General features: G+C 65.2%; 19 protein-coding genes and 1 pseudogene. 2 read left to right on the plus strand and 18 right to left on the minus strand.

All coding sequences use genetic code 11. From position 1 onward, the window contains the following. Positions 1–7: 7 nt before the first annotated feature. The 9 genes and pseudogenes from ACTG4X_RS34545 to pilQ all read right to left on the minus strand — a co-directional run. Positions 8–988: a helix-turn-helix domain-containing protein gene (locus ACTG4X_RS34545; protein WP_097200989.1), complete on the minus strand. Its 981-nt coding sequence runs from the start codon at positions 986–988 to the stop codon at positions 8–10. A gap of 82 nt (positions 989–1,070) precedes the next feature. Further along, complete coding sequence (locus tag ACTG4X_RS34550) at positions 1,071–1,322, minus strand: hypothetical protein (RefSeq protein ID WP_143696837.1); 252 nt, start codon at positions 1,320–1,322, stop codon at positions 1,071–1,073. A 20-nt stretch (positions 1,323–1,342) separates the two neighbouring features. Next, the gene (locus ACTG4X_RS34555) at positions 1,343–1,516 is read right to left on the minus strand and encodes a hypothetical protein (protein ID WP_179830543.1); all 174 of its coding nucleotides are present in this window, start codon (positions 1,514–1,516) and stop codon (positions 1,343–1,345) included. Continuing rightward, positions 1,513–2,367, minus strand: a complete 855-nt coding sequence (locus tag ACTG4X_RS34560; protein WP_097200990.1) for a fumarylacetoacetate hydrolase family protein — start codon at positions 2,365–2,367, stop codon at positions 1,513–1,515. Before ACTG4X_RS34560 ends, ACTG4X_RS34555 begins: the two co-directional genes overlap by 4 nt. 9 nt (positions 2,368–2,376) lie before the next feature. After that, positions 2,377–3,375: a Bug family tripartite tricarboxylate transporter substrate binding protein gene (locus tag ACTG4X_RS34565; protein WP_097200991.1), complete on the minus strand. Its 999-nt coding sequence runs from the start codon at positions 3,373–3,375 to the stop codon at positions 2,377–2,379. Further along, positions 3,347–4,999, minus strand: coding sequence for a bifunctional 3-(3-hydroxy-phenyl)propionate/3-hydroxycinnamic acid hydroxylase (locus ACTG4X_RS34570; protein ID WP_440534585.1), 1,653 nt, complete (start codon positions 4,997–4,999; stop codon positions 3,347–3,349). The genes ACTG4X_RS34565 and ACTG4X_RS34570 overlap by 29 nt, the downstream gene beginning before the upstream one ends. Then, a complete protein-coding gene (locus ACTG4X_RS34575; protein ID WP_440534586.1) occupies positions 4,977–5,735 on the minus strand; it encodes an IclR family transcriptional regulator in 759 nt (252 codons plus the stop codon). Before ACTG4X_RS34575 ends, ACTG4X_RS34570 begins: the two co-directional genes overlap by 23 nt. Before the next feature lie 10 nt (positions 5,736–5,745). Then, positions 5,746–6,564, minus strand: a complete 819-nt coding sequence (locus ACTG4X_RS34580; protein ID WP_097200994.1) for a VOC family protein — start codon at positions 6,562–6,564, stop codon at positions 5,746–5,748. Positions 6,565–6,993: 429 nt separating this feature from the next. After that, positions 6,994–7,839, minus strand: a pseudogene (pilQ, locus tag ACTG4X_RS34585) (type IV pilus secretin PilQ); the annotation flags it as partial. 536 nt (positions 7,840–8,375) lie between these two features. Here pilQ and ACTG4X_RS34590 point away from each other — a divergent pair. Then, positions 8,376–9,065 carry an SGNH/GDSL hydrolase family protein gene (locus tag ACTG4X_RS34590; protein ID WP_143696838.1) on the plus strand — a complete coding sequence of 230 codons (690 nt, stop codon included), beginning with the start codon at positions 8,376–8,378 and terminating at the stop codon, positions 9,063–9,065. Between the two features lie 128 nt (positions 9,066–9,193). Here ACTG4X_RS34590 and baeS read toward each other — a convergent pair whose 3' ends face one another. From baeS to ACTG4X_RS34625, 7 genes are all read right to left on the minus strand, one after another. Beyond that, positions 9,194–10,582, minus strand: a complete 1,389-nt coding sequence (baeS, locus tag ACTG4X_RS34595; RefSeq protein ID WP_440534587.1) for a sensor histidine kinase efflux regulator BaeS — start codon at positions 10,580–10,582, stop codon at positions 9,194–9,196. Between the two features lie 568 nt (positions 10,583–11,150). Further along, on the minus strand, positions 11,151–12,128 hold the full coding sequence (locus ACTG4X_RS34600; RefSeq protein ID WP_097200998.1) for a Bug family tripartite tricarboxylate transporter substrate binding protein: 978 nt from the start codon (positions 12,126–12,128) through the stop codon (positions 11,151–11,153). A gap of 86 nt (positions 12,129–12,214) precedes the next feature. Then, on the minus strand, positions 12,215–13,519 hold the full coding sequence (gene eno, locus ACTG4X_RS34605) for a phosphopyruvate hydratase (RefSeq protein ID WP_440534588.1): 1,305 nt from the start codon (positions 13,517–13,519) through the stop codon (positions 12,215–12,217). Between the two features lie 12 nt (positions 13,520–13,531). Further along, positions 13,532–14,947 (minus strand): pyruvate kinase, encoded by a 1,416-nt coding sequence (gene pyk, locus ACTG4X_RS34610; protein WP_097201000.1) that lies wholly within the window; start codon positions 14,945–14,947, stop codon positions 13,532–13,534. Between the two features lies 1 nt (position 14,948). Beyond that, complete coding sequence (locus ACTG4X_RS34615; RefSeq protein WP_440534589.1) at positions 14,949–16,253, minus strand: glycerate kinase type-2 family protein; 1,305 nt, start codon at positions 16,251–16,253, stop codon at positions 14,949–14,951. 17 nt (positions 16,254–16,270) lie between these two features. Next, complete coding sequence (gene dctA, locus ACTG4X_RS34620) at positions 16,271–17,632, minus strand: C4-dicarboxylate transporter DctA (RefSeq protein ID WP_440534590.1); 1,362 nt, start codon at positions 17,630–17,632, stop codon at positions 16,271–16,273. A 159-nt stretch (positions 17,633–17,791) separates the two neighbouring features. Next, positions 17,792–18,880, minus strand: a complete 1,089-nt coding sequence (locus tag ACTG4X_RS34625) for a tartrate dehydrogenase (RefSeq protein ID WP_097201002.1) — start codon at positions 18,878–18,880, stop codon at positions 17,792–17,794. Positions 18,881–19,000: 120 nt separating this feature from the next. Here ACTG4X_RS34625 and ACTG4X_RS34630 point away from each other — a divergent pair, with 120 nt between their 5' ends. Then, positions 19,001–19,927 (plus strand): LysR substrate-binding domain-containing protein, encoded by a 927-nt coding sequence (locus tag ACTG4X_RS34630; RefSeq protein ID WP_097201003.1) that lies wholly within the window; start codon positions 19,001–19,003, stop codon positions 19,925–19,927. Between the two features lie 297 nt (positions 19,928–20,224). On the opposite strand, the gene ACTG4X_RS34635 is transcribed toward ACTG4X_RS34630, so the two are convergent. Next, a complete protein-coding gene (locus ACTG4X_RS34635; protein WP_179830546.1) occupies positions 20,225–20,389 on the minus strand; it encodes a hypothetical protein in 165 nt (54 codons plus the stop codon). Continuing rightward, positions 20,386–21,642: a PLP-dependent aminotransferase family protein gene (locus ACTG4X_RS34640; RefSeq protein WP_440534591.1), complete on the minus strand. Its 1,257-nt coding sequence runs from the start codon at positions 21,640–21,642 to the stop codon at positions 20,386–20,388. Before ACTG4X_RS34640 ends, ACTG4X_RS34635 begins: the two co-directional genes overlap by 4 nt. Positions 21,643–21,652 lie beyond the last annotated feature (10 nt).

Here is a 21,652-nt window from a genome sequence, read left to right on the forward strand (position 1 = left end):
TCCCGCCCTACCGGGCCAGCCGGTAGGCCTTGGGGGAGACCCCGAGGTGGCTCCTGAATACCCGGCTGAAGTGTGAAGGGCTGGAGAACCCCCAGTCCATCGCAATATCGGTGACCGAACGCGATGCGTTGTTCGGGTTCTTGAGCGCACTTGCGCACTGTGCCACGCGCCGATGCCAGATGTGCTCGGAAGCCGAACCCTGAGGATCGTCTGCGAATGCGCGGTGAACACTGCGCACGGAACAGCCGCAGCCTTGCGCGATCATCTCGACGCAGAGACGGGGCTCGGACAGATTCTTGTCAATGAAGGCCTTCAGCTTGTGGCGCAGGGTATCGCGAACCGTGTCCTTGTTTGAAGTCGCACACCGTTCCTGCACGGCGTGCCAGGCAAACGATGCGATGGCATCGGCCAGGATCCTGGCGGTATCCGACGGCAGTCGGTCAAACTGCCCGTACGCCTCGCCGAGCATGGTTTGCACCAGCCGCGAAGATCCCCTGTTGCCGCCACAGCGCAGCGCGCGCCCCCGTGCGATCAGTTCGACCAGCGCCGGATCGGAAGGCCGAGGCGGCGTCAGAATGATCTGGTCGCAACCCGACGGATGGTCCACGGCGAACGGCATGGCGGCATCGAGGATGCACCAATCGCCCGGCTCCAGCATTCCGCTGCGTCCATCCTGCTCGAACACGGCGCAACCCTTTTGTTGCATCACGAGCATCAGCGGGCTCGGTGCGTCTTCCAGGCGGGTGTACATCGAGCGGACAAATCGATGGGGCGTGGCAATCAGACGGCAAAGACCAGCGCCGCCCAGCATGCCGTATTCGAGGCTGCCGCAAAACGCCTGGCCTGCCAAGGGTTCCCACCGGCCGGAATCCCGGGCCCGAAACGACTCTGGCGTGCGCCCCAGATGCGTACTCACCAAGCTATGCCACGCGGGCAGTCGTTGGGACGGACTCACTGCATCGACCGAAACCTGAGCGCGACTTGTCATGTTTGTTGTCTCCTTCGTTCGCAGCGGTATGTTCCGTAGCGCACGGGCTCTCGGTCAAATCGATTTCTCAAAAACTGAGAATTCAATAAGAAGAAAAAGCTTGCTGAGCGACAAGAAAGGGGGTTAGCCCTTCCTCTTGCGGGCGGCGCAGACGCTGTCCGATGCACCTGGACACGGTTTTGCTGCAAACCTCGGCGCTCGCGATTTGATGTTCAGGTTCGCAGACCTTGAGAATTCTGTTGGTGCTTTGAGAAGCGGCAATCGATGATCCGGCCATCGATAGATCAACAAAGACCGGATGGAAATCGGTACATCCCTCGCTGTTGATTTCCACGCAATCCTGACCCCGGGGGGTCAAACGAGCCTGGAAATCTGCTCACCACCTTCAGAAGCGTCATCCCGCAGCGCGCCGGGTTGACGCACACGACCGTCTCCGCGATCGAGGCTGACCGCCTCGATATCGCCTTCCTCCAGAAGGCGGCCGCGCGGCCTCTCTTGCGACAGGACCAGCGCGATGTCGGCATTCATTCCTCCGCCACCACGCCATTCTTCAGCAGGCCCACCGAGGAAATCTCCACCTCGACGTGGTCCCCCGGTTGGAGCCACAGGGGGGGCGTGCGCTTGACGCCCACGCCTCCGGGCGTTCCCGTCACGATGACATCGCCCGGGACCAGTGTCACGAAGGTTGAGATGTAGTTCACCAGCACCGGGATGGGGAAGATCATCTGGTCAGTTCGCGCATGCTGCACCTGTTGGCCATTCACGCGCGTGCGCAGGTCGAGCGTACGGTCCTCGGGGAGTTCGTCGAGGGTCACCAGGAATGGGCCAAATCCGCCGGTCCTCGGAAAGTTCTTGCCTGGAGTGAACTGACGCGTGTGATGCTGCCAGTCGCGCACGCTGGCGTCGTTGAAGCAGCTCACGCCGAAGATGTGGTCCCAGGCGTCGGCCTCGGAGATGCGGCGCCCCTTCTTGCCGATGACGATGGCCAGCTCGCCTTCATAGTCGAGCTGCGTCGATTCCACAGGTCTGAGCAGCGGTTCGCCTGCCGCCTGGAGCGACTCGCTCCCGCGCAAGAAGATCGACGGATGTGCCGTCGGATCGCGCTGGGTCTCGACGCGATGCGCTTCGTAGTTGTGGCCAACGCATGCGATCGTCTTCGGATCGGCGATCGGCGGCAAGAGCTCGAGATGGGAGAGCGTGTGGTCGGCAAGGGCCCCCGCATGTGCGGATGCCAGGGCTGCTGCTTCTCCAGTCTCGATCAGTGCCTTCAGGGTGCCCGCCTGCGAGCCGAGGCGCTTGCGAAGATCGATGACTTCGGACGCGCCGCGCAGCATTCCGTAGGATGCCTCGCCCGCGAGCCGGTAGCTGATGAATTTCATGTCTTCTCCTTAGTCGAGTTTGAGATGGGCCGACTTGATGATGTCGTCCCAGCCCTTGGTTTGCCGACGGATGAGCTGCGCGAACGCATCCGGATCGGCATCGAGCGGTTCGTAGTCGAAGCCGCGGTAGCGCTCGCGCACCTCGGGCGTGTCGAGCGCCGCCTTGATGTCCGCGCTGATCTTTTCCCGCAGCGCCTTGGGCGTTCCTTTGGGCGCGAACAGGCCGGTCCAGGCGACGACTTCGTAGCCCTTGGTGGTGGGCTGCTCATCGACCGAAGGAACGTCGGGGTGGCCCTTCGATCGGTTCGGCCCAGCCATGGCGATGAATCTGACCTTTGCAGCCTTCTCCAGAGCACCGGCACTCGCAGCGCTGCCCAGCGCCCAGTCCACCTCTTTCGTGGCGACCGCGGCATAGAGCTGGTTCATCTCCTTGTAGGGCACGTGCAGCATCGCGATGCCTTGCATCTTCTGCAAACGCAGCACGCCAAGGTGGCCGGGGCTTCCGTTGGCCCAGGAGCCGTAAGTCACTTGGCCCGGCTTGCGGCGTGCGGCAGCGACGATGTCATCGAGCGACCTGTACGGACTGTCCCTGGAAACGACGATGAAGAAGTTGTTTCGAAACAGCGGGCGCACCGGCTCCAGGTCCTTCTGTGCGTCGTATGGCAACTTCGTGAACGTGTGGGGATGGGTTGTCACATGATTGCTGTCCAGCTGGATCAAGTCGTGACCATCCGCAGGCGCCTGCCGAAGCGCCGCAATGGCGATGAAGCCGTTGCCACCCGGTCTGTTGTCCACGATGACCGGCCGGCCCCACGTTTTGGAAAGCCGCTCGGCCACCACCCGCAAGGCCACGTCCGGGCCGCTGCCTGCCGCAAAGGCCGTGATCAACCGTACGGGCTTCGTGGGGAACGCCGGCTGGGCGCCTGCGACGCTGGCCGCCAGCACCAGGCTGGCCGCAAACGCCGCGATACGGGCGCCTTCACGCGAGTGCTTGGTGTGCTGGCACATGGCTGTCTCCTTGGCTGGATTGCCTGGCAGGGGAAGCAAGGGCGTTCTGGTCGATCAAGCGCGACCAGTAACGATCGGGTCGAATGACCCACGCGACCGCATCGTGTCTGGCCAGCGTTTTCTCCAGTTCGCGGCTGCGATCGCGCACGGCCACGATCGCGGCGTCGATCGGCGCGGGCAGGAAGTCCTCGTCAGCGCGCAGCATTGCGACGACCCGCCCTGGCGCGCCGTCCGGCAAAAGCGAAGCCGCCTGTGCGCGGAAGGCCGGCGTATCCCAGCCGAGCACGGCGAAGCCTTCCCCGAGCACGCTGTCCAGGTGCACGATTTCTCCCGTTTGCAATTCGACGTCCGGCTGCGGGATCAATTCGGACCGGGGATGCGCAGCCGTCGGACGGAACGCGCCTTGCTGCAGTTGCGGCTTGGGCTTGAAACGCAGTTGAAGAATGTAGTCACGGCAGGCAGGGATCAGGCAGGCCAGGCGGAGTGCGGATTGGGCAAGCCAGGCCCCCGGGACGGTCTTCGGCTGCATGAACGCGCCGATGCGCAATGCCATGCGGATCAGGGCCGCAGCATGGGGGCGGCGTTCGAGTTCGTAAGTGTCCAGCACCGCCGGCAGCGCACCCCATCGGACAACGGCCGCGAGCTTCCAGGCGAGATTCGTGGCGTCCCGAATACCGCTGTTGAGTCCTTGACCGGCAAACGGTGGCGTCAGGTGCGCCGCATCACCAGCGAGCAGCACGCGTCCCGCCTTCCATCGTGTCGCCACGCGCGCGTGGAATCCATAGATGGCCTTGCGCACCAGTGGCAACTCTGCATCCTGCGCCACCCGTTCGCGGATCCATTGCCGGAACGTCTGCTCATTCAGGACGTCCTCGTCATGGTCGCTGTCACGAAGCATGAATTCGTAGCGCAGGCTTCCTCGTGGGCCGGGGAGTCGAATGGCGGGCCGGCGTGGGTCGCAGTACGTGCTCGTGTGGCGCAGGGCAAGCGTGCGTTCTGCGAGGTCGACGATGAGCCAGCGCTCGGGGTACGTCTTGCCATCGAGCGTGATCTTCAGCAGGTCGCGCACCTTGCTGCGTCCACCGTCGCACGCAGCCACCCATCTTGCAGCCAGCACGCTCGGGCCACCCTCGTGGTCCAGTTGGCAACGTGCTTCGTCGGCATCCTGTTCGATGCAGAGAAGTTCATGGCCGAACCGCACCTCGACGTTCGGGAATCGGGCCAGTCCCTCGAACAATGCTTTCACCAGCATGGGTTGACGAAACGCGTTGCGCTTGGGGTAGCCGTACTCCTGGCGTGTTGGCTGGATGGACGCGAATGGCTTGCCCCGCCAGTCGAAGTACTGCACGCCATAGCCCAGCACCACATCCCTTGCCACGGCGTCGATGAGGCCCGCGCCCTGCATCGTGCGAAGGCTTTCGTCATCCAGCGTCACGGCGCGTGGCTCGGCTTCGAGTTGACGGTTTTTCTCCACCACCAGCGTCTTCACGCCGTACTGGCCTAGAAGGTTGGCCAGCGTGAGGCCGACCGGCCCCGCACCGACCACGACCACATCGAATGAGTTTTCATCGGTCATGCGTATCTCCGTTTTCGTTCTGCCTTCATGTCTGGCTCGTGGGTCCATGGGCCTCGATGCGGCCTTCGATTCGCAGCCCTGCGCGGACCAGTTGATCGCCGACTCTTGCCCTGGCCGCCTCGGGCGTCGCCTTCGAATAGATCGCGCTCAAGCTTCCCAGCAGATGCTGGCCGTGATGAAGGGCGACTGCCCAGCCCATAGCCTGCGCGTCGACCTCGCCTGCGGTGGCGTAGACGGGCTGGGCCCGGATCTCGGTGAGGTATGCGAGAAGTCTCTCCCGGCTGGAGGGCAGACCCGCACTTCGAAGGCCACTCGCATCGCGTTCCACGATCAAAGCGATCTCGGCAGCAGCCATGTGGGCGAAGATCACCTTCGAGGTCGCGCCGCGATACAGCGGCATCGCACGGCCCCGCTCGTAGCTCACGGTCGTGGGACCATAGCGACCGCGCATCTCGCTCACGCAGACCACCTTGTGGCCGTGCAGGCGGCTGAGAATGACGGTGGCACCGCTGCGCTCGCACAGCGTTCGCATCACCTCCGAAGCCGCAGCGATCAAGGGATCGTTGACCCGGATCTCCCGGTCCAACTCGACGATCGTCGGGCCCAGCACATAGCGGCCGGCCGATGCGCCCTCGACGAATCCGGCCTCTTCCAGTTCGGACACATAGCGGTAGGCCGTTGCGGCCGACACGCCGAGCAAAGATGCAATGTCGGTGGCCCGAAGCTGCTTGCGCGCGCCACCGAAAAGGCGAAGAACCTGCAAGACATTGCTGGTCTTGGACATGGCAGGCGCCTCAACTGCGCATGATGGCCACGCCCCACTGGTTCAGGGTTTGCGGCCGGTGCGGCCACACACCCGCCGGTCGACCGGGCCGACAGACTTCCAGCTCTGCCGAGATCTCGCCCATGTTTCCATCAGGGTCCCGGACCATCAGGAATGTGTCGTTGCCCGGCCCGTGCCGCCCGATGCCCCAGGCCAGGTCGGTGCCGGTGCGGGCCATGTGATCGGCCCAGTCGCGCAGCTGCTGCCAGTCCGGCGCTTCACACGAAAAGTGATCGAAGCTCGCCTGCGGCGCACGAAAGATCGCCAGCGAGTGGTGCTCCGAGTCGGTTCTCATGAAGGCGGCGGTGAGGTCGCCCTGCGCGTCAAGCACCCTGTCGGAAAGCACAAAGCCCAGATCGTCCACGAAGAACTCGACCAGCTTCGTCGGCGTCGGTGAACGCAATGCAAAATGCTGAAGACGCGCGCGCAGAAGACTGTCTCCCGGCGGCATGGGTCGATCCACCTCGGGCGCGAGAAAAGTGATCCAGCGGCCGTCCGGGTCCGAAACGGTGTAGTGGCTCGCCCCGGGCTCGGACACCTGGATTCCCCGCGTCGAAAGAAGCCTTCGATGAGCGTCGAAATCGCTGCGTGAATGGAACCGGAAAACGGCCCGCCGCAACTGGCCGGCTTGTCCCGCGAAGACCTTCAACCGACGGCCATCTGCATGGCAATCGATCGACCCGCCCGTCGGGTCGCAAGACAGACAAAAGGTCTTGGCATAGAAGCTCGCGATCGCGGCCGGATCGCTTGAGTACAGCTCCAGTGCGGCGAGGGATGCACCGATTTCCATCTTGTCTCTCCTGATCTTTGGATGGCTCGATCATCGATTGCCGCTTCTCAAAGCACAAACGGAATTCTCAGATTCTGAGAACCTGAACATCAAACAACGGAAGCCGGAGTCTCAGGCGCAATCGTGTTCCGGTGTGTTGGGCCTGTTGGCTTAGGCGACGGGTCACGTCGGCACGGAAATCAACACGCAGGCAACCACGCACGGTGCATGGCCCCGCCGAGCCGCACTTCCATGGCGGATCTCGCGTTCATCGGTGACATTTCATCGGTCCGCTATGGCGTTTCCCTGAGGTATGCGCCGCGATAGATGCACCTATTTTTCCTCCAGTGGTTGGCCGAAGGTGCTTTTAGCAGTGACGCGCCCCCTGCCGACATGAATTCCCCCAGTGCCGCCTGAGCGCACTGCGCTCGTCCCCACATCGCATCGCGGCTAGCGGGCCGCGTTCCGATCGGTAATCATCTTCGGGGTGATGAAGATCAGCAGTTCGCTCTTCTTGACCTCGCGGGTGCGTGATCGGAACAGCACCCCGACATAGGGCAATTCGCCGAGTCCCGGTATCCGTGACTCGTCGTTCGTTTCCGACAGTTCGAAGATCCCGCCGATCACGACAGTTCCTCCGTTTTCTACGAGCACTTCGGTCTGAACATGCTTCGTGTTGATGGCGTAGCCCGCAGTGGTCGACTGGCCGACGCAATCCTTGTTCACATCCAGCGTCAGGATGATGTTTCCTTCTGGCGTGATCTGCGGCGTGACCTCGAGCCTGAGATTCGCCTTCCTGAAGGAGACCGAGGTCGCACCGCTCGACGTGGCAGACTGGTAAGGAAGTTCAGTCCCCTGTTCGATCAGGGCCTTGGTTTGGTCGGCCGTGACGACCCGAGGGCTCGCCACGACCTTGCCCTTGCCGTCTTCTTCCAGCGCGGATATTTCCAGATTCAAAATCTTCGACATGCTGGAGTTGTAGAGCGAAACCGCGAAGGTTCCCGTGGAAGTGCCACTGGAACTGCTGGCCGGCAGGTTGACGAAGTTGCTGCTGGAGGTCGACGAGTACGACACGGTGCCGTCGCTGCTCGTCGTCGCCTGGGTGCCGATCGAACTGTTGCTGCCCTTGGACGATCCACCCAGCTTGACGCCCAGCGATTTGCTGAAGGTGTCCGATGCCTCGACGATGCGCGCCTCGATCGGTACCTGTCGCACCGGCACATCGAGCTTCTGGATCAGCTCGGCGACCTGCTGAAGCCGCGAGGGGATGTCCGAAACAAAGAGCTGGTTGGTGCGCAAGTGCACGGCGTGGGCCTCGGTCTGGCCATTGCTCGTCGCGCGATGCAGATGCACAACGGAAGCGTCACGGCATCGCCGCGCGAGGGCGGTGGCCTTTTGGTGGAGCTGATCTTGCCTGCTTCCCAAGGAGCGTCCGCACTCCTCGAGTGAGGTAGGTGTCATGCGACGCTTCGGTGCCTGCGCAGCACCCGGCATGCTCGCGTGGAATTCGAGACCGCGCTTCCGAACGAGAAATGAGCAAGGGCCATGACGCAGTTCGCCCGACGCTCCAGCGTCGTACCCCTGGGTGATCATGGATTCATTGGTCACTGCCATCGCTGCCTTCAACACGGCCACCCAACCGCTGCGCGCACGAAACGCCAAGAGTGGCGCCCGCATGGCCATGCGGCTTCGCCGGATGGATGGCACCTTTACATAACTTGCGCCAGCCAGACGGCACTTAACCACCGCTTCGCCAGCATGGGCGCATGCTCGCTGCAAGAGTCTCGCGCTTCCATCCACCGCCTGTCACGTCGCTGCTCCAAGCCATTGGAATGGCCAGCATTTTCCTTCTTGCATCTGCTTGCGAAGGTGCTCCCCCAACTCCGGGACGCCTCGTTGCGCAGCTTGAAGCGCAGCCCCAGATCCTTCACCACCGGAGCTTTGCGGCATCCGCGGCCAAGGCACAGGGTCCTTCGGATTTGCAGGCATCGCATTGCAGCGTGGATCTCTATGGCGACTCCATCCTGCACGGTGGCTATGGCGGCTCATTTCGTTTGGAGGAGCCGCCATCGACAACGCTGCATCGGCTGCGCCCTCGATACCAAGTCACCGACCACACCGTGAACGGGGAGACGGCCACCGCACGCGCCAAGGTATTCGAACGGGAGTCGCGAACCGGCCACTTTGTAGTGATCGCGCACGGCATCAACGACGCGGCACAGAATCTTCCTCTGGAGCCCGCGCTGCGGGCCATGATCGCTGTGTCGCGCCGGGAAGGACGCGAGGTGATCTTGACCGGGCTATCCCGGCAACTCGTTCCTGTTCCAGGACGAACGTACAGCGACGGAGCCATCAGGCGCGTGGCAGCTGATCTGCGGGTCCCCTTCGCAGACTGGGACACGGTCGAGTACTCGCGCGCCGAAATGGCGGATATCCTGCATCCTGCGAAATCGTACTCGGATCGACTCGTGAGACGCATCGTGAATGTGCTGGACAGTCTTGCTCCCGAATGCGCCCAGTGAAGCCGGACTTGCCAAACGCCCGGTGAATCGGGTGATTGGAGCGCCGGCGCGCAGCGAGCGATGCGGTGATGCGCACCGGCACCCATCGCCCTGTGAAGGCACTTCGCAGGCCCGGTGCCACCGCATCCTCAGGCCCGCAGCAGGCGGATCGCGATCCACAGCCCGCCCAGCGGCGAAGCCTTGGCCTCGATGGTGCCGCCATGCGCCTCGACGATGCTGCGGCAGATGGCAAGGCCAAGGCCCGCGCCGCCACTGGCCCGGTTGCGCGAACCCTCGCCGCGGAAAAAGCGCTCGAACAGGCGCGGCAGCAGCGCCGCGTCGACGCCAGGCGCCGAATCCATGAGATCGATCGCGATCTGGTTGTCGGCCTCGCGCGCCTCGATGCGCAGCATACCGCCCGCGTCGGTGTAGCGGCAGGCGTTGAGCACGAGGTTGCTGAAGAGCTGCTGCATGCGCCGCTCGTCGGCGAACATCATCAGCGGCTGCGCGGGCAGCACCAGCTCCAGTCGCAGGCCAGCCGAAGCCAGCCTCTCGCGGAACGAATCCACGCTCAGCTCCAGCAGCTCGCGCAGGTTGATGTCGGCCTTGCGGTACGCGAGTGCGCCCACGTCCGCCATCGACAGGTCGTACAGGTCGGTCACCAGCTTGTTGAGCATGCCCACTTCGTGCTGCAGCGAGCGCACGGCCTGCGCATCGAGGCGGCGCACGCCGTCTTCCATCGCCTCCAGCTCGCCGTGCAGCACGCCCAGCGGCGTGCGCAGCTCGTGCGACACGTCGGCCATGAACTCGCGGCGCATCCGCTCGTTGCGCTGCAAGGTGAAGGCCAACGAATTGAAGTCGCGCGCCAGTTGCCCCACCTCATCGTGCGATGCCACCGCCACGCGGCTCGCGTAGTCGCCCGATGTCAATCGGTGCGTGGCCGCTGCCACACGCTTGACGGGCGCGAGCAGCACCCGCGCGATCCACCACGCGATGCCCGCGGCCAGCAGCACGCACAGGCTGCCGATGACCCAACTCGCGCGCAGCTGGTTTTTCTGGAAGCGCTGGTCGCCGGCCTCGCTCACGCTCTGGAACGGCATCATCGCGACCCAGCCCACGGTCTTGCCGTCGACCACCACGGCGCGTTCAATGGCACCCTTGCGAATCTCCCTGAAGCCCACGATCACCTTCCTGTCCGTATCGAGCAGCGCGATGCGCAGCACGGCGCCCGTCAGGTCGGACACCAGCGCCGGGGTGCGCCCCGGCTCGAAGCGCTCGCCCGAGGCGGAAGGCGCGGGCCGCATGATCTCGAACCAGGGGCGGGGGTTGTCTCGCAGGAAGTCCCAGCTGCCGTTCTGCCGGTAGGCCGCAACGGCGTTCGGCAGCACGGAGTCGAGCCGCTCCACGCCCTGCTCGTTGAGGTAGCCGACAAAGCCGCGCTCGAAGTTCCAGCGCGAGGCTGCGCCCATCGCGACCACGGCCAGCACGGCGGTGGCCAGCACGGCGACAAAGAGCTTGGTGGTGATGCTGACCTTCATGAAGGAACAAGATACCCCTGCGCGAAGGGCCACGCCCCCATGGCCGCGCAGACGAGAAGGCCTTCATACTTGCTCCGCATTCAACGAGGGCCAGCGCCTCCAATCCCATCGGAAAACAGCACGCACCATGTCTGCGGCGCACGCCATGCAGCGGGCAGTTGATGCCTTGGTCTGGCGTCACCCCGCCGTGGCTGGGATGCGATCCGAGATACGCCCGCAGCAGCCAGCAGCCAGTGCACGCTGGCCGCGCGGCTCGGAGGTGGATCGCCGCACCCGGCATGGGACACGAAGGTGGCCAACAAGAAAGCCTGTGCAAGAGGCCCGCGTTGGATCGCCTTGCGGGGCAGCGTGCTGCAAAGGAAACCGAGGAACGCCATGTTGCCCGAGGAGCGTCGCTGCGATGCCGGGCTTCGCGACGACCGTTTGCTCGACGGAAATGAGCCGCCGCTTCCCTTTGCTTTTCGCGGCGAACGTCTTCGGCGCGATGGAAGGCAGCCTTCCGTGAAGGGACACTATCTCATGGCTCCAGAGCATCGATGCTTGGCATTCGAACGCTGGGGCTTGTTCATCAATCGATGGCAACCTTGGCATCCTTGACAAGTTTTGCGTACCTGGCCGTGTCATCCTTGATCTGCGCGGCCATTTGAAGTGGGGTGTCGCCCACCGGCTCGGCACCAATGTCTTCCATGCGCTTCTTGAACTCCGGCGACTGGATGATCTTCACCATCTCGGCGTTGAGCTTGGCCACGATCTCCTTGGGCGTTCCCGCAGGTGCCAGGATGCCGAACCAGGTCCCCTGGTTGAAGTCCTTGATGCCGGCCTCTGCCAGCGTCGGCACATCAGGGAGCGTGCTCGAGCGCTTGGCCGTGGTCACGGCCAGCGCACGCAGCTTGCCGCCCTTGATGTGCGGCACCAACGGCGTGAGCGTGTCGAAGGACATGTCGACCTGTCCGCCGAGCAGATCGGTGGTCAGCGGCGCGCTGCCCTTGTAGGGTACGTGCAGGAGTTCCACGCCGGCGATGGTGGAGAACTGCGTGCCGATCAGATGCTGCACCGTCCCGTTTCCATTCGAGCCATACGACAGTTTGCCCGGCGATGCCTTGGCCAGCGCCACAAGGCTCTTGACGTCGGTCGCCGAAGACTTCGCGTTGACCACCAGCACGTTGGGCACCAGGGCCACGGTGGTGACCGGCGCGAAGCTCTTCTCGAAATCGTAGGGCAGCTTCCTGTATACGCTCGTGGCGATCGTGTGGTGCACGGCCCCCATGAGGAGCGTGTAGCCGTCCGGCCTGGCCTTGGCGACATAGTCGGCGCCGACCGTGGCGCCCGCGCCCGGCCTGCTCTCCACGATCACAGGCTGGCCGATGCTTTGCGACAGCGGCGTGGTGATCGCGCGGGCCAGCGCGTCCGAGCTTCCACCCGGAGGGAACGGCACGACCAGGGTGATCGGCTTGACGGGATAGGCCTGCGCCCATGCGAGCGAGGCGGCCAGGCCGAGTGCGACCACCGTCGAGGCAGCGCGAAGGCGGAACATCAGATTCTTCATGGTTGTCTCCATATGGTTGTGATATGACTGTAGGGAGCTACAGGTCTTGGATCCGGCGTCCAGGTGAATTCGTCGTTAACCTGAATTCAACAGTCGCCGGGCGGCAGGGCCCGGCTGGAGGCCAGCGCGATGCGGCCTGCGAAGGCGGCGTCGCGGCCCAGTTCGGCCTCGATGAGGAGCAGGCGGTTGTACTTGGCCATGCGGTCCGATCGGCACAGCGAGCCAGTCTTGATCTGCCTGGCTGCGGTGCACACGCTCAGGTCGGCAATCGTGGTGTCCTCGGTTTCGCCTGAGCGGTGCGAAATCACGGCGGTGTAGCCGGCCTTTTGCGCCATGGCGATCGCCGCGAGCGTTTCGCTGAGCGTGCCGATCTGGTTCGGCTTGATGAGGATCGAGTTGGCTGCGCGGCGCGCGATGCCGTGCTGGAGGATCTCGGTGTTCGTGACGAACAGGTCGTCGCCGACCAACTGCACCCGGTGGCCCAGTTTCTGCGTCAGCAGCACCCACCCGTCCCAGTCGTCCTCGGCCATCCCGTCCTCGATGGTCACGATCGGATAGGCATCCACCCAGCGGGCCAGGTGGTCCACGAATTGCGCCGAATCGAAGCGCCTTGCCTCGGACGCCAGTTCGTAGTGGCCGCTCTTGTGGAACTCCGAGCTTGCAACGTCCAGGCCCAGCGCGATTTCCGTTGCGGCCTTGAACCCGGCCTGTTCGATCGCGCGAAGAATGACCTCGATGGCCGCCTCGTTCGACGGGAGGTCGGGCGCAAAGCCTCCCTCATCGCCCACGGCGGTCGACATACCGCGGCTCTTGAGCAGGCCCTTGAGCGAGTGGAACACCTCGACGCCCCAGCGCATCGCCTCCGCGAAGCCGGGCGCGCCCACCGGCACGATCATGAACTCCTGCATGTCGACGTTGTTGTCCGCATGCGCGCCGCCGTTGATGATGTTCATCATGGGCAAAGGAAGGACCGGTTTGCGCTCGCCGCCGAGATGGCGGTACAGCGACTCGCCTGCCGAGGCCGCCGCAGCCTTGGCGGCCGCCAACGACACCGCCAGGATCGCGTTCGCGCCCAGGCGCGATTTGGTCGGCGTTCCATCGAGCTCGATCATCCTGCGGTCGAGCGCGGCCTGGTCGGCCGCGGCATGGCCGACCAGCGCCTTGCCCAGCTCGCCGTTGACGTGGCCCACCGCCTTGGTGACGCCCCTGCCAAGGTAGCGCTGCGGGTCCGCGTCGCGCAGCTCGATGGCCTCCCGCGCGCCTGTGGAGGCGCCCGAGGGCGAGGCCGCAAAGCCCTTCGCGCCGTCCGACAGGACCACCTCGGCGGCCACTGTGGGATTGCCACGGGAGTCCAGGATCTCGAAGCCGCGGATTCGTTGGATCGTTGCCATGTCCGCTCCCGTTCAGATCTGCGCGATGCGCAGGAGGTTGGTGGTGCCGGAAGTGCCGAAAGGCATGCCGGCCGAGATCACGATGGTCTGTCCCGAGACGCCGAAGCCTTCCTTGAGCGCGGTGCGGCAGGCAAGCTCGCTCATCTCGGGAACGTCCACCACTTCGTGGCAGAGCACGGCATGGACGCCCCACGCGAGTGCCAGGCGGCGGGCGGTGGCCAGGCGTGGCGTCATTCCGATGATGGGCGCGCGCGGCCGCTCGCGCGCCATGCGCAGCGCCGAGTAGCCCGAGCTGGTGTAGGCGACGGTGGCCGCCGCATTGAGCAGGCCCGTGATGTCGCGCATCGCGCAGCCGATGGCATCGGCCGCGCGCGCAAGCGGCTCGGCGCGGGACGAATCGATCGCGCTGCGGTAGTTCGGATCGCCCTCGGTGTGCGTGATGATGCTGCTCATCATCCTCACGGCCTCCACCGGATAGCGGCCACTGGCCGACTCGGCCGAGAGCATGACCGCATCGGCGCCCTCGTAGATGGCGGTCGCCACGTCCGAGGCCTCGGCGCGCGTGGGCACCGGCGCGGTGACCATCGACTCGAGCATCTGCGTGGCGACAATGACGGGTTTGCCGGCGCGCCGGCAGGCGCGGACGATCCGCTTCTGGATCGAAGGCACCTGCTCGGCGGGCATCTCGACGCCGAGGTCGCCCCGCGCGACCATCACGGCGTCCGTTTCCGCGACGATGGCGTCGAGCGACGCGATGGCCGCCGGTTTCTCGAGCTTGGCGACGATGCCGGCGCGCCCGTCGACGATGGTCCTGACCTCGACGATGTCCTCGGGGCGCTGCACGAACGACAGGGCCACCCAGTCGACACCGAGCTTCAGGCCGTATGCCAGGTCCGTGCGGTCCTTCTCGGTCAGGGCAGACAGCGGCAGCACCACACCCGGAACGTTCACGCCCTTGCGGTCGGACAGCTTGCCGCCGTTGAGCACGCGCGTCTCGGCGAAGTCCTTGCCGAACTTCTCCACCCGCAGCCGCAGCCGGCCGTCGTCCAGCAGCAGGTCGGTGCCCGCCTCGAGCGCCGCGAAGATCTCGGGATGCGGCAGCGCGACGCGCTTGTCGCTGCCCGGCGTCTTCGCATCGAGGTCGAGCCGGAAGGCCTTGCCCTCGGCCAGATGGACCGGGCCATCGGCAAAGGTGCCGATGCGCAGCTTGGGCCCCTGCAGGTCCAGCAGCACGCCGATCGGGCGGCCGCTGTCGCGCTCGATCCCGCGGATCAGGTCCAGCCGGCGCCGGTGGTCCTCGTGCGTGCCGTGGCTGAAGTTCAGCCGGAACACGTCGGCACCGGCATCGAAGAGTGCCTGGATGGTTGCGCGTTCATCGCTTGTCGGGCCAAGCGTCGCGACGATCTTTGCGTGTTTGTTTCTGCGCATCTCAATTTCTCCTGTGGACGCGCTCGCTGCTGCCGTGGTCGGCGGCAATCACGATCGCGCGAAAGTCGTTCACGTTGGTCAGCGTCGGCCCGGTCACCACCGAGTCGCCGAGCGCCTCGAAAAAGCCGTGGCCGTCGTTGTCGTCCAGGCGCTCGCGCGGCTTCATGCCCCGCGCCCGCGCTCGGGCCAGGCTGTCGGGTGCGAGCACCGCGCCTGCGATCTCCTCCTGGCCGTCGACGCCGTCCGTGTCGCCGGCCAGCGCGTGGATGCCGGGCTCGCCGTTGAGCGCGATGCCCAGGGACAGCAGGAACTCCACGTTGCGCCCGCCCCTGCCACGTCCGCGCAGCGTGACGGTCGTCTCGCCGCCGGACAGCAAGACGCAGGGCGCGGCAAGCGGCTGGCCGTGACGGGCCACCTGGAGTGCGATACCGGCCATCGCCTTCGCGACCTCGCGCGCCTCTCCCTCGATCGCGTCACCGAGGATGCAGGGCGCCAGGCCGGCTTCCCGGGCGAGCGCCGCCGCGGCTTCGAGCGCCATCTGCGGCGTCGCGATGAAACGGGTCTCGATGGGCGGCAGGCGGGGGTCGCCTTGCTTCAACGTCTCCCCGGCACCGCTTCGCAGAATCGAGAGTGCCTGCGCGGGCACATCGATCTCATGACGCCGCAGGATCTCCAGCGCGTCGGCACAGGTGGTGCTGTCCGGCACGGTCGGCCCGGAGGCGATGTCCACGGGATCGTCACCGGGCACATCGGACAGCAGCAGGTTGAGCACGCGCGCCGGATGGCATGCCGCGGCCAGACGTCCTCCCTTGATCGCCGAGAGGTGGCGGCGCACGCAGTTCATCTCGCTGATGCTGGCTCCGCTCGCGAGCAGCCGCCGATTGAGCGCTTGCTTGTCTTCCAGGGTGAGGCCGGGCAACGCCAGCGGCAGCAGCGAAGAGCCACCACCGGAGATCAGGCACAGCACGAGGTCATCGCTCGTGAGGCCGCGGACCATGTCGAACATGCGCTTGGCTGCGATTTCGCCGGACGCGTCGGGCACAGGATGTGCTGCTTCGACGATCTCGATGCGCTCGCAAGGCACGCCGTAGCCATAGCGCGTCACGACCAGGCCGCTCAGCGGTCCGTGCCAGTGATCCTCGACGGCGCGCGCCATGGCAGCGGAAGCCTTGCCGGCGCCGATCACCACCAGGCGGCCCTTTGGAGGCACAGGCAGGTGGCGCGGCACGCACAGCGCGGGCTGGGCCGCCGCGACCGCGGCGTCGAACATGGCGCGCAGCAGGCGCCGGGGGTCTGCGGGATTCATGAAGGCAGTCATCCGGCTCAGGCGGCGATTCGCGCAGCCGCGGTCCCGAGTTCGGCGCGCAGGGGCTTGACGTTGGTGGCCCCGCCGTCATCGCCCTCGTACAACTCGGCGAGGTTCTGCGGATCGCTCTTGCCCTCCAGCACCTGCGCCAGGCGCTCGCGGTCCACGGCACCGACCCAGCGGGCGATCGCGATCGTCCCGACAGCATTGCCAATGGTGTTGGTGATGGCCCGCGCCTCCGACATGAAGCGGTCGACGCCGAGCAGCAGCACCATGCCCGCGACCGGGATCTTGCCCATCGAGGCCAGGGTGGCGGCCAGCGTGATGAAGCCCGAACCGGTGACACCGGCAGAACCCTTGGAGGTCAGCAGGAGCACGCCCAGGACCACGAGCTGGTCGGTCATCGTCAGCGGCGTGTTGGTGGCCTGGGCGATGAAGATCGCGGCCATCGTGTAGTAGATGCACTGGCCGTCCGGATTGAAGGTCAGGCCAGCGGGCACGACGAGGCCGACAACGGGCTTGGAGACGCCGGCATGCTCGAGCTTGCGCATCAGCTGCGGCACGACCGATTCCGAGGAACTGGTGCCCAGCACCGTGAAGAGCTCGTCCTTGATGTACTTCAGGAATTTCCAGAGGCTGAATCCGGACATCCGCGCAATGACGCCGAGCACGACGACCACGAACAGGAAGCAGGTGATGTACATCGTGCCCATCAGCTTGCCCAGCGAGACGACCGAGCCCAGGCCATACTTGCCGACCGTGAAGGCCATGGCGCCGAAGGCCGCCAGCGGAGCAAGCCGCATGATCATTCCGACCACAGCGAACACGCCGTGCGTGAAGGAATCGAGGAACTCCACCACCGGCTTGGCACGCGGCCCGATGTGCGACAACGCCACGCCGAACAGGGTCGCGAAGACCAGGATCTGCAGGATGTCGTTGCGCGCCAGCGCATCCACCACGCTGGTCGGCACCAGGTGCAGGAGGAAATCGACAAAGCCCTCGGGCTTGGCGCTGGCGGCCGTGTAGCTGGCGATCGCCTTGGTGTCGAGCTGGGTCGGGTCGACGTTCATGCCGTTGCCGGGACCGACCACATTGACCACCACCAGGCCCAGCGCCAGAGCGAAGGTCGAGAGGACCTCGAAATAGATCAGAGCCCGGACACCGACGCGGCCGAGCTCCTTCATGTTCTCCATCCGGGCAATGCCCAGCACGACGGTGGCGAAGATGATCGGTGCGAACACCATCTTGATCAGCTTGATGAAGATGTCGCCCATGGGCTTGAAATCGCTCCCGATGTTGGGGACGAAGAAGCCCAGCGCAGCCCCGGCGAACACGCCGATGAGCACTTGGACGTACAGCTTTCCGAAGAAGCGGTGCATGATTTGTCTCCTGGTGGATGTGCGGGAACGAGTCGATCCCCGCAGCGCTTGGCGGCTGCTTGAGGGGCGGAGAGCGGCGCGTGCTGCGCGGCTCCCCCGAGAGTCAGGAAGGGGACGCGCCGGCCGTCGTTGCGTGCCGGCCGGCGTCGGGTGGCGCCGTCAGGCGGCCTTGCGCTGCGCGCCGACGGCGACCTGGTCGCAAACGGCCTTGGTCACTTGCGCGGTCGTTGCCGTGCCTCCAAGGTCGCGGGTATGCAGCGATGCATCCGCCGTGACGGCTTCGACTGCGTTCATGACGCGGCGCGCGGCCTCGGCCTCGCCCAGGTGCTCCAGCAGCATCACCACCGACCAGAAGGTGCCCACCGGGTTGGCCAGCCCCTTGCCCATGATGTCGAAGGCCGAACCGTGGATGGGCTCGAACATCGACGGATAGCGCCGCTCCGGGTCGATGTTGCCGGTGGGCGCAATGCCCAGGCTGCCCGCCAGCGCGGCCGCGAGGTCGCTGAGGATGTCGGCGTGCAGGTTGGTGGCGACGATGGTGTCGAGCGAGGCCGGCCGGTTGATCATGCGCGCCGTCGACGCATCGACCAGCTCCTTGTCCCAGGCGACGTCGGGGAACTCCTTGGAGATCTGCAGCGCGATCTCGTCCCACATCACCATCGCGTGGCGCTGCGCGTTGCTCTTGGTGATGACAGTCAGCAGCTTGCGAGGGCGGGACTGTGCCAGCCTGAAGGCGAAGCGCATGATGCGCTCGACGCCCGCGCGGGTCATCATGCTCACGTCGGTGGCCGCTTCGATGGGGTGGCCCTGGTGCACGCGGCCGCCGACGCCGGCGTACTCGCCCTCGGAGTTCTCGCGCACGATGACCCAGTTGAGGTCGTCCGGGCCACAGCGCTTGAGGGGACCATCGATGCCCGGCAGGATGCGCGTGGGCCGCACGTTGGCGTACTGGTCGAAGCCCTGGCAGATCTTCAGGCGCAGGCCCCAGAGCGTGATGTGGTCGGGAATGTGCGGATCGCCCGCCGAACCGAAAAGAATGGCGTCCTTGTCGCGCAGCGCATTCAGGCCGTCATCCGGCATCATCACGCCGTGCGCGCGGAAGTAGTCGCCGCCCCAGTCGAAGTTCTCGAACTCGAACTTGAAGTTGCTGTCGGCCGAAGCCAGGGCTTCCAGCACTTGTTGGCCGGCGGGCACGACTTCCTTGCCGATGCCGTCGCCAGGGATGGTTGCAATCTTGTATGTCTTCATGGGTTGTCTCCGGTGGGTGGTGGTCGATGAGATTGGCGTGACTGTAAGAACTGGACAGGGTTTTGACTCGGCCCTAAAGTAAATCCATCTTCAAATTGAATTCAACAATGGGAGCGGGAGATGACCGTTGCAATCCAACCCACGGACTTGGGGTTCTTCTCGGCCCTGGCAGGGGCCGGCAGCCTGAGTGCGGCTGCCAGAGAGTTGGGCGTGACGACCGCTGCGGTGAGCAAGCACCTCGCGCTGATGGAGGCGCGCCTTGGCGTTTCTCTGGTCAACAGAACCACCCGCCGCATGAGCATGACACCGGAAGGAGATGTCTACCTCGAGAACGCACGGCGCATCCTTGGCGAGATCGAGAGCATGGAAGAGTTGCTGGGCGTGGCCAGGGCAACGCCCAAGGGACTGCTGCGTGTGAACGCCACCCTGGGATTCGGCCGCAGCCACGTGGCACCGCTGATTTCGAAGTTCGTCAGAAAGCATCCGCAGGTCGAGGTTCAGCTGCAGCTCTCGGTCAACCCGCCGCCGCTGACCGACGACACGTTCGACGTCTGCATCCGCTTCGGCGCACCGCCAGACTCCCGCGTGATCGCCAAGCGCGTCGCGGCCAACCGCAGACTGCTTTGCGCTGCGCCAGCCTACCTGTCCAAGTACGGCATTCCGAAGGTTCCTCACGACCTGACCAAGCACAACTGCATCGGGATCCGTCAGGGCGAGGAGGCCTACGGCGTGTGGCGACTCGCCAGCGGCAGGCATCGGAATGCGAACACCGAAGCGGTGAAGACGCGCGGAAATCTGACCACCAACGATGGCGAAATCGCGGTGAACTGGGCGCTCGATGGACACGGCATCCTGATGAGGGCCGAGTGGGACATCGAGCGCTACCTTCGCAATGGCCGTCTGGTGCAAGTGTTGCCGCAGTACGCCACACCGGATGCCGACATCTACGCGGTGTATCCACAGCGCCACCAACTCGCCGCCCGGGTCCGGGCGTTCGTGGATTTCCTGGTGCTCTCGTTCACGCAGGCGGCATCGGCAAAAACCTAGAGCACTCGACCTCGAACCCAGCTTCGCACGAATGTCTTGGCGTTGATCCACCCGCCCGAGGCCATGTGCACTTCCGTGCTGCCTGCGCAATGAAAGTCTGCCGTTGACTGGACCGCCGGTTCGGGTTGCCATGCCGATGCAGCGTTGCAGGCAAGGCAGCCGGCTTGCACCATCGAGCCGCCTGCGGCCTCTCGCGGCGCGGACACCGGCCCCCGCACACCCACGCCAAGCTCGGCCCGAGACCCTGCTTTCATTGAAGCTCAGAACTCTGGCTGTCGGGGACTTGTTCTGAATGGCTCAGCCAATGAACTGCTTGTGGCGTTCCTTGTCCAGCGCTTGCGAAGACGAGTGAAGCGAGCGGGTGGTCGGCGCTTTCCCATGCTGCTGCGCCAGTCGCAGAAGGCACAGCCGCACGGCGTGCCATTGCAGCCCTTGTCGCTGTTCCTGCAGTTGGGCGCTCATGCGCGCGTAGTATCGCCACTCGCATGGCCGCTGCGGGATCCGCCAGTAGAAAGCGCCAAAGCCGCTCTCACGGCGTTGGCAAATGCCGCTATGGCGCGTTCGATCTCCGGCACCGACGCGGTGACGAAGGACAGGCGGACAGCCCGCGCGTCGCCGCCCTGTGCATAGAAGGCTTCGCCCGGCACGAATGCAACGCCTCTTTCCAGAGCAAGAGGAAGCACGGCCCTGGACGTGACCCCGGCCGGAAGCCGAGCCCAGATGAACATCCCCCCTCCCGGCGTATTCCACTGCATCCCGTCGGGTGAGGCCATACCGTCCTCGCCGAATTCCCGCTGCAGCGCAGCCAGCATCGCGTCGCGCTGCACCCTGTAGCGTGCCCTGATGGTTGCAACGTGTCGCTCCAGGAAGCCGTTGCCCATCACCTCGGCCACCACGCGCTGGTTGAACGTAGGAGGCTGCAGATCGGCCCCCTGCTTGGCCAGCGCGAGCTTTGCCACGATCTCTTTCGGCGCCACGGCAAAGCCAAGACGCATTCCGGGCGCGAGCACCTTCGAGAACGTGCCGAGGTAGATGCAGTTGTCGGGGCAGCGTGCTGCCAGCGGAAGAGGTGGCGGCCGGTCGTACCACAGATCGCCGTATGGGTTGTCTTCGACAAGCGGCAGTTCCAGTCTTCCCGCGGCGTCGACCAGTGCATCCCGCTGGGGATCGCTCATCGTGCGGCCGGTGGGATTCTGGAACGTCGGCAGCAGGTACAGGAAGCGAGCACGTCCGGCTGCGGACCCGCTGCGCTTCGCAAGGTCGGCGAGGTCGATGCCGTCGGACGCGCAGCGCACCTCCTGCACTTCGGGCTGCGACGCAGCGAACGCCTGCAGCGCTCCCGGATAGGTCGGCTGTTCGACCAGGACCCGGCTGTCCTTGTCGATCAATGCCCGCGCGACCAGATCGAGCCCTTGCTGGGATCCGTTCGTGATCAGTACCTGATCGGGGTCCACGCGCCACGGCAGCATGTCCGCCACCGCTTGGCGCAATTCGGGCAGCCCCTCGGTGGCCGAATACTGCAGCGACGCGCGCGCATCGCTGCGCGAGAGCACGCGATCGCATGCCGACGCGAACTCGGACACAGGGAAGGTCTCCGGCGACGGCACCCCGGCCGCCAGGCTCACGATATGGGGCGACTGAGCCACGATCTTGCTCAGATCGCGAATGATCGACGGGCCTGCCGCCTGCATGCGTGATGCCAGTTTCCAGTTCACGAAGGGTCCT

Source organism: Variovorax sp. YR566, assembly GCF_051992195.1.
Lineage (GTDB): Bacteria > Pseudomonadota > Gammaproteobacteria > Burkholderiales > Burkholderiaceae_C > Variovorax.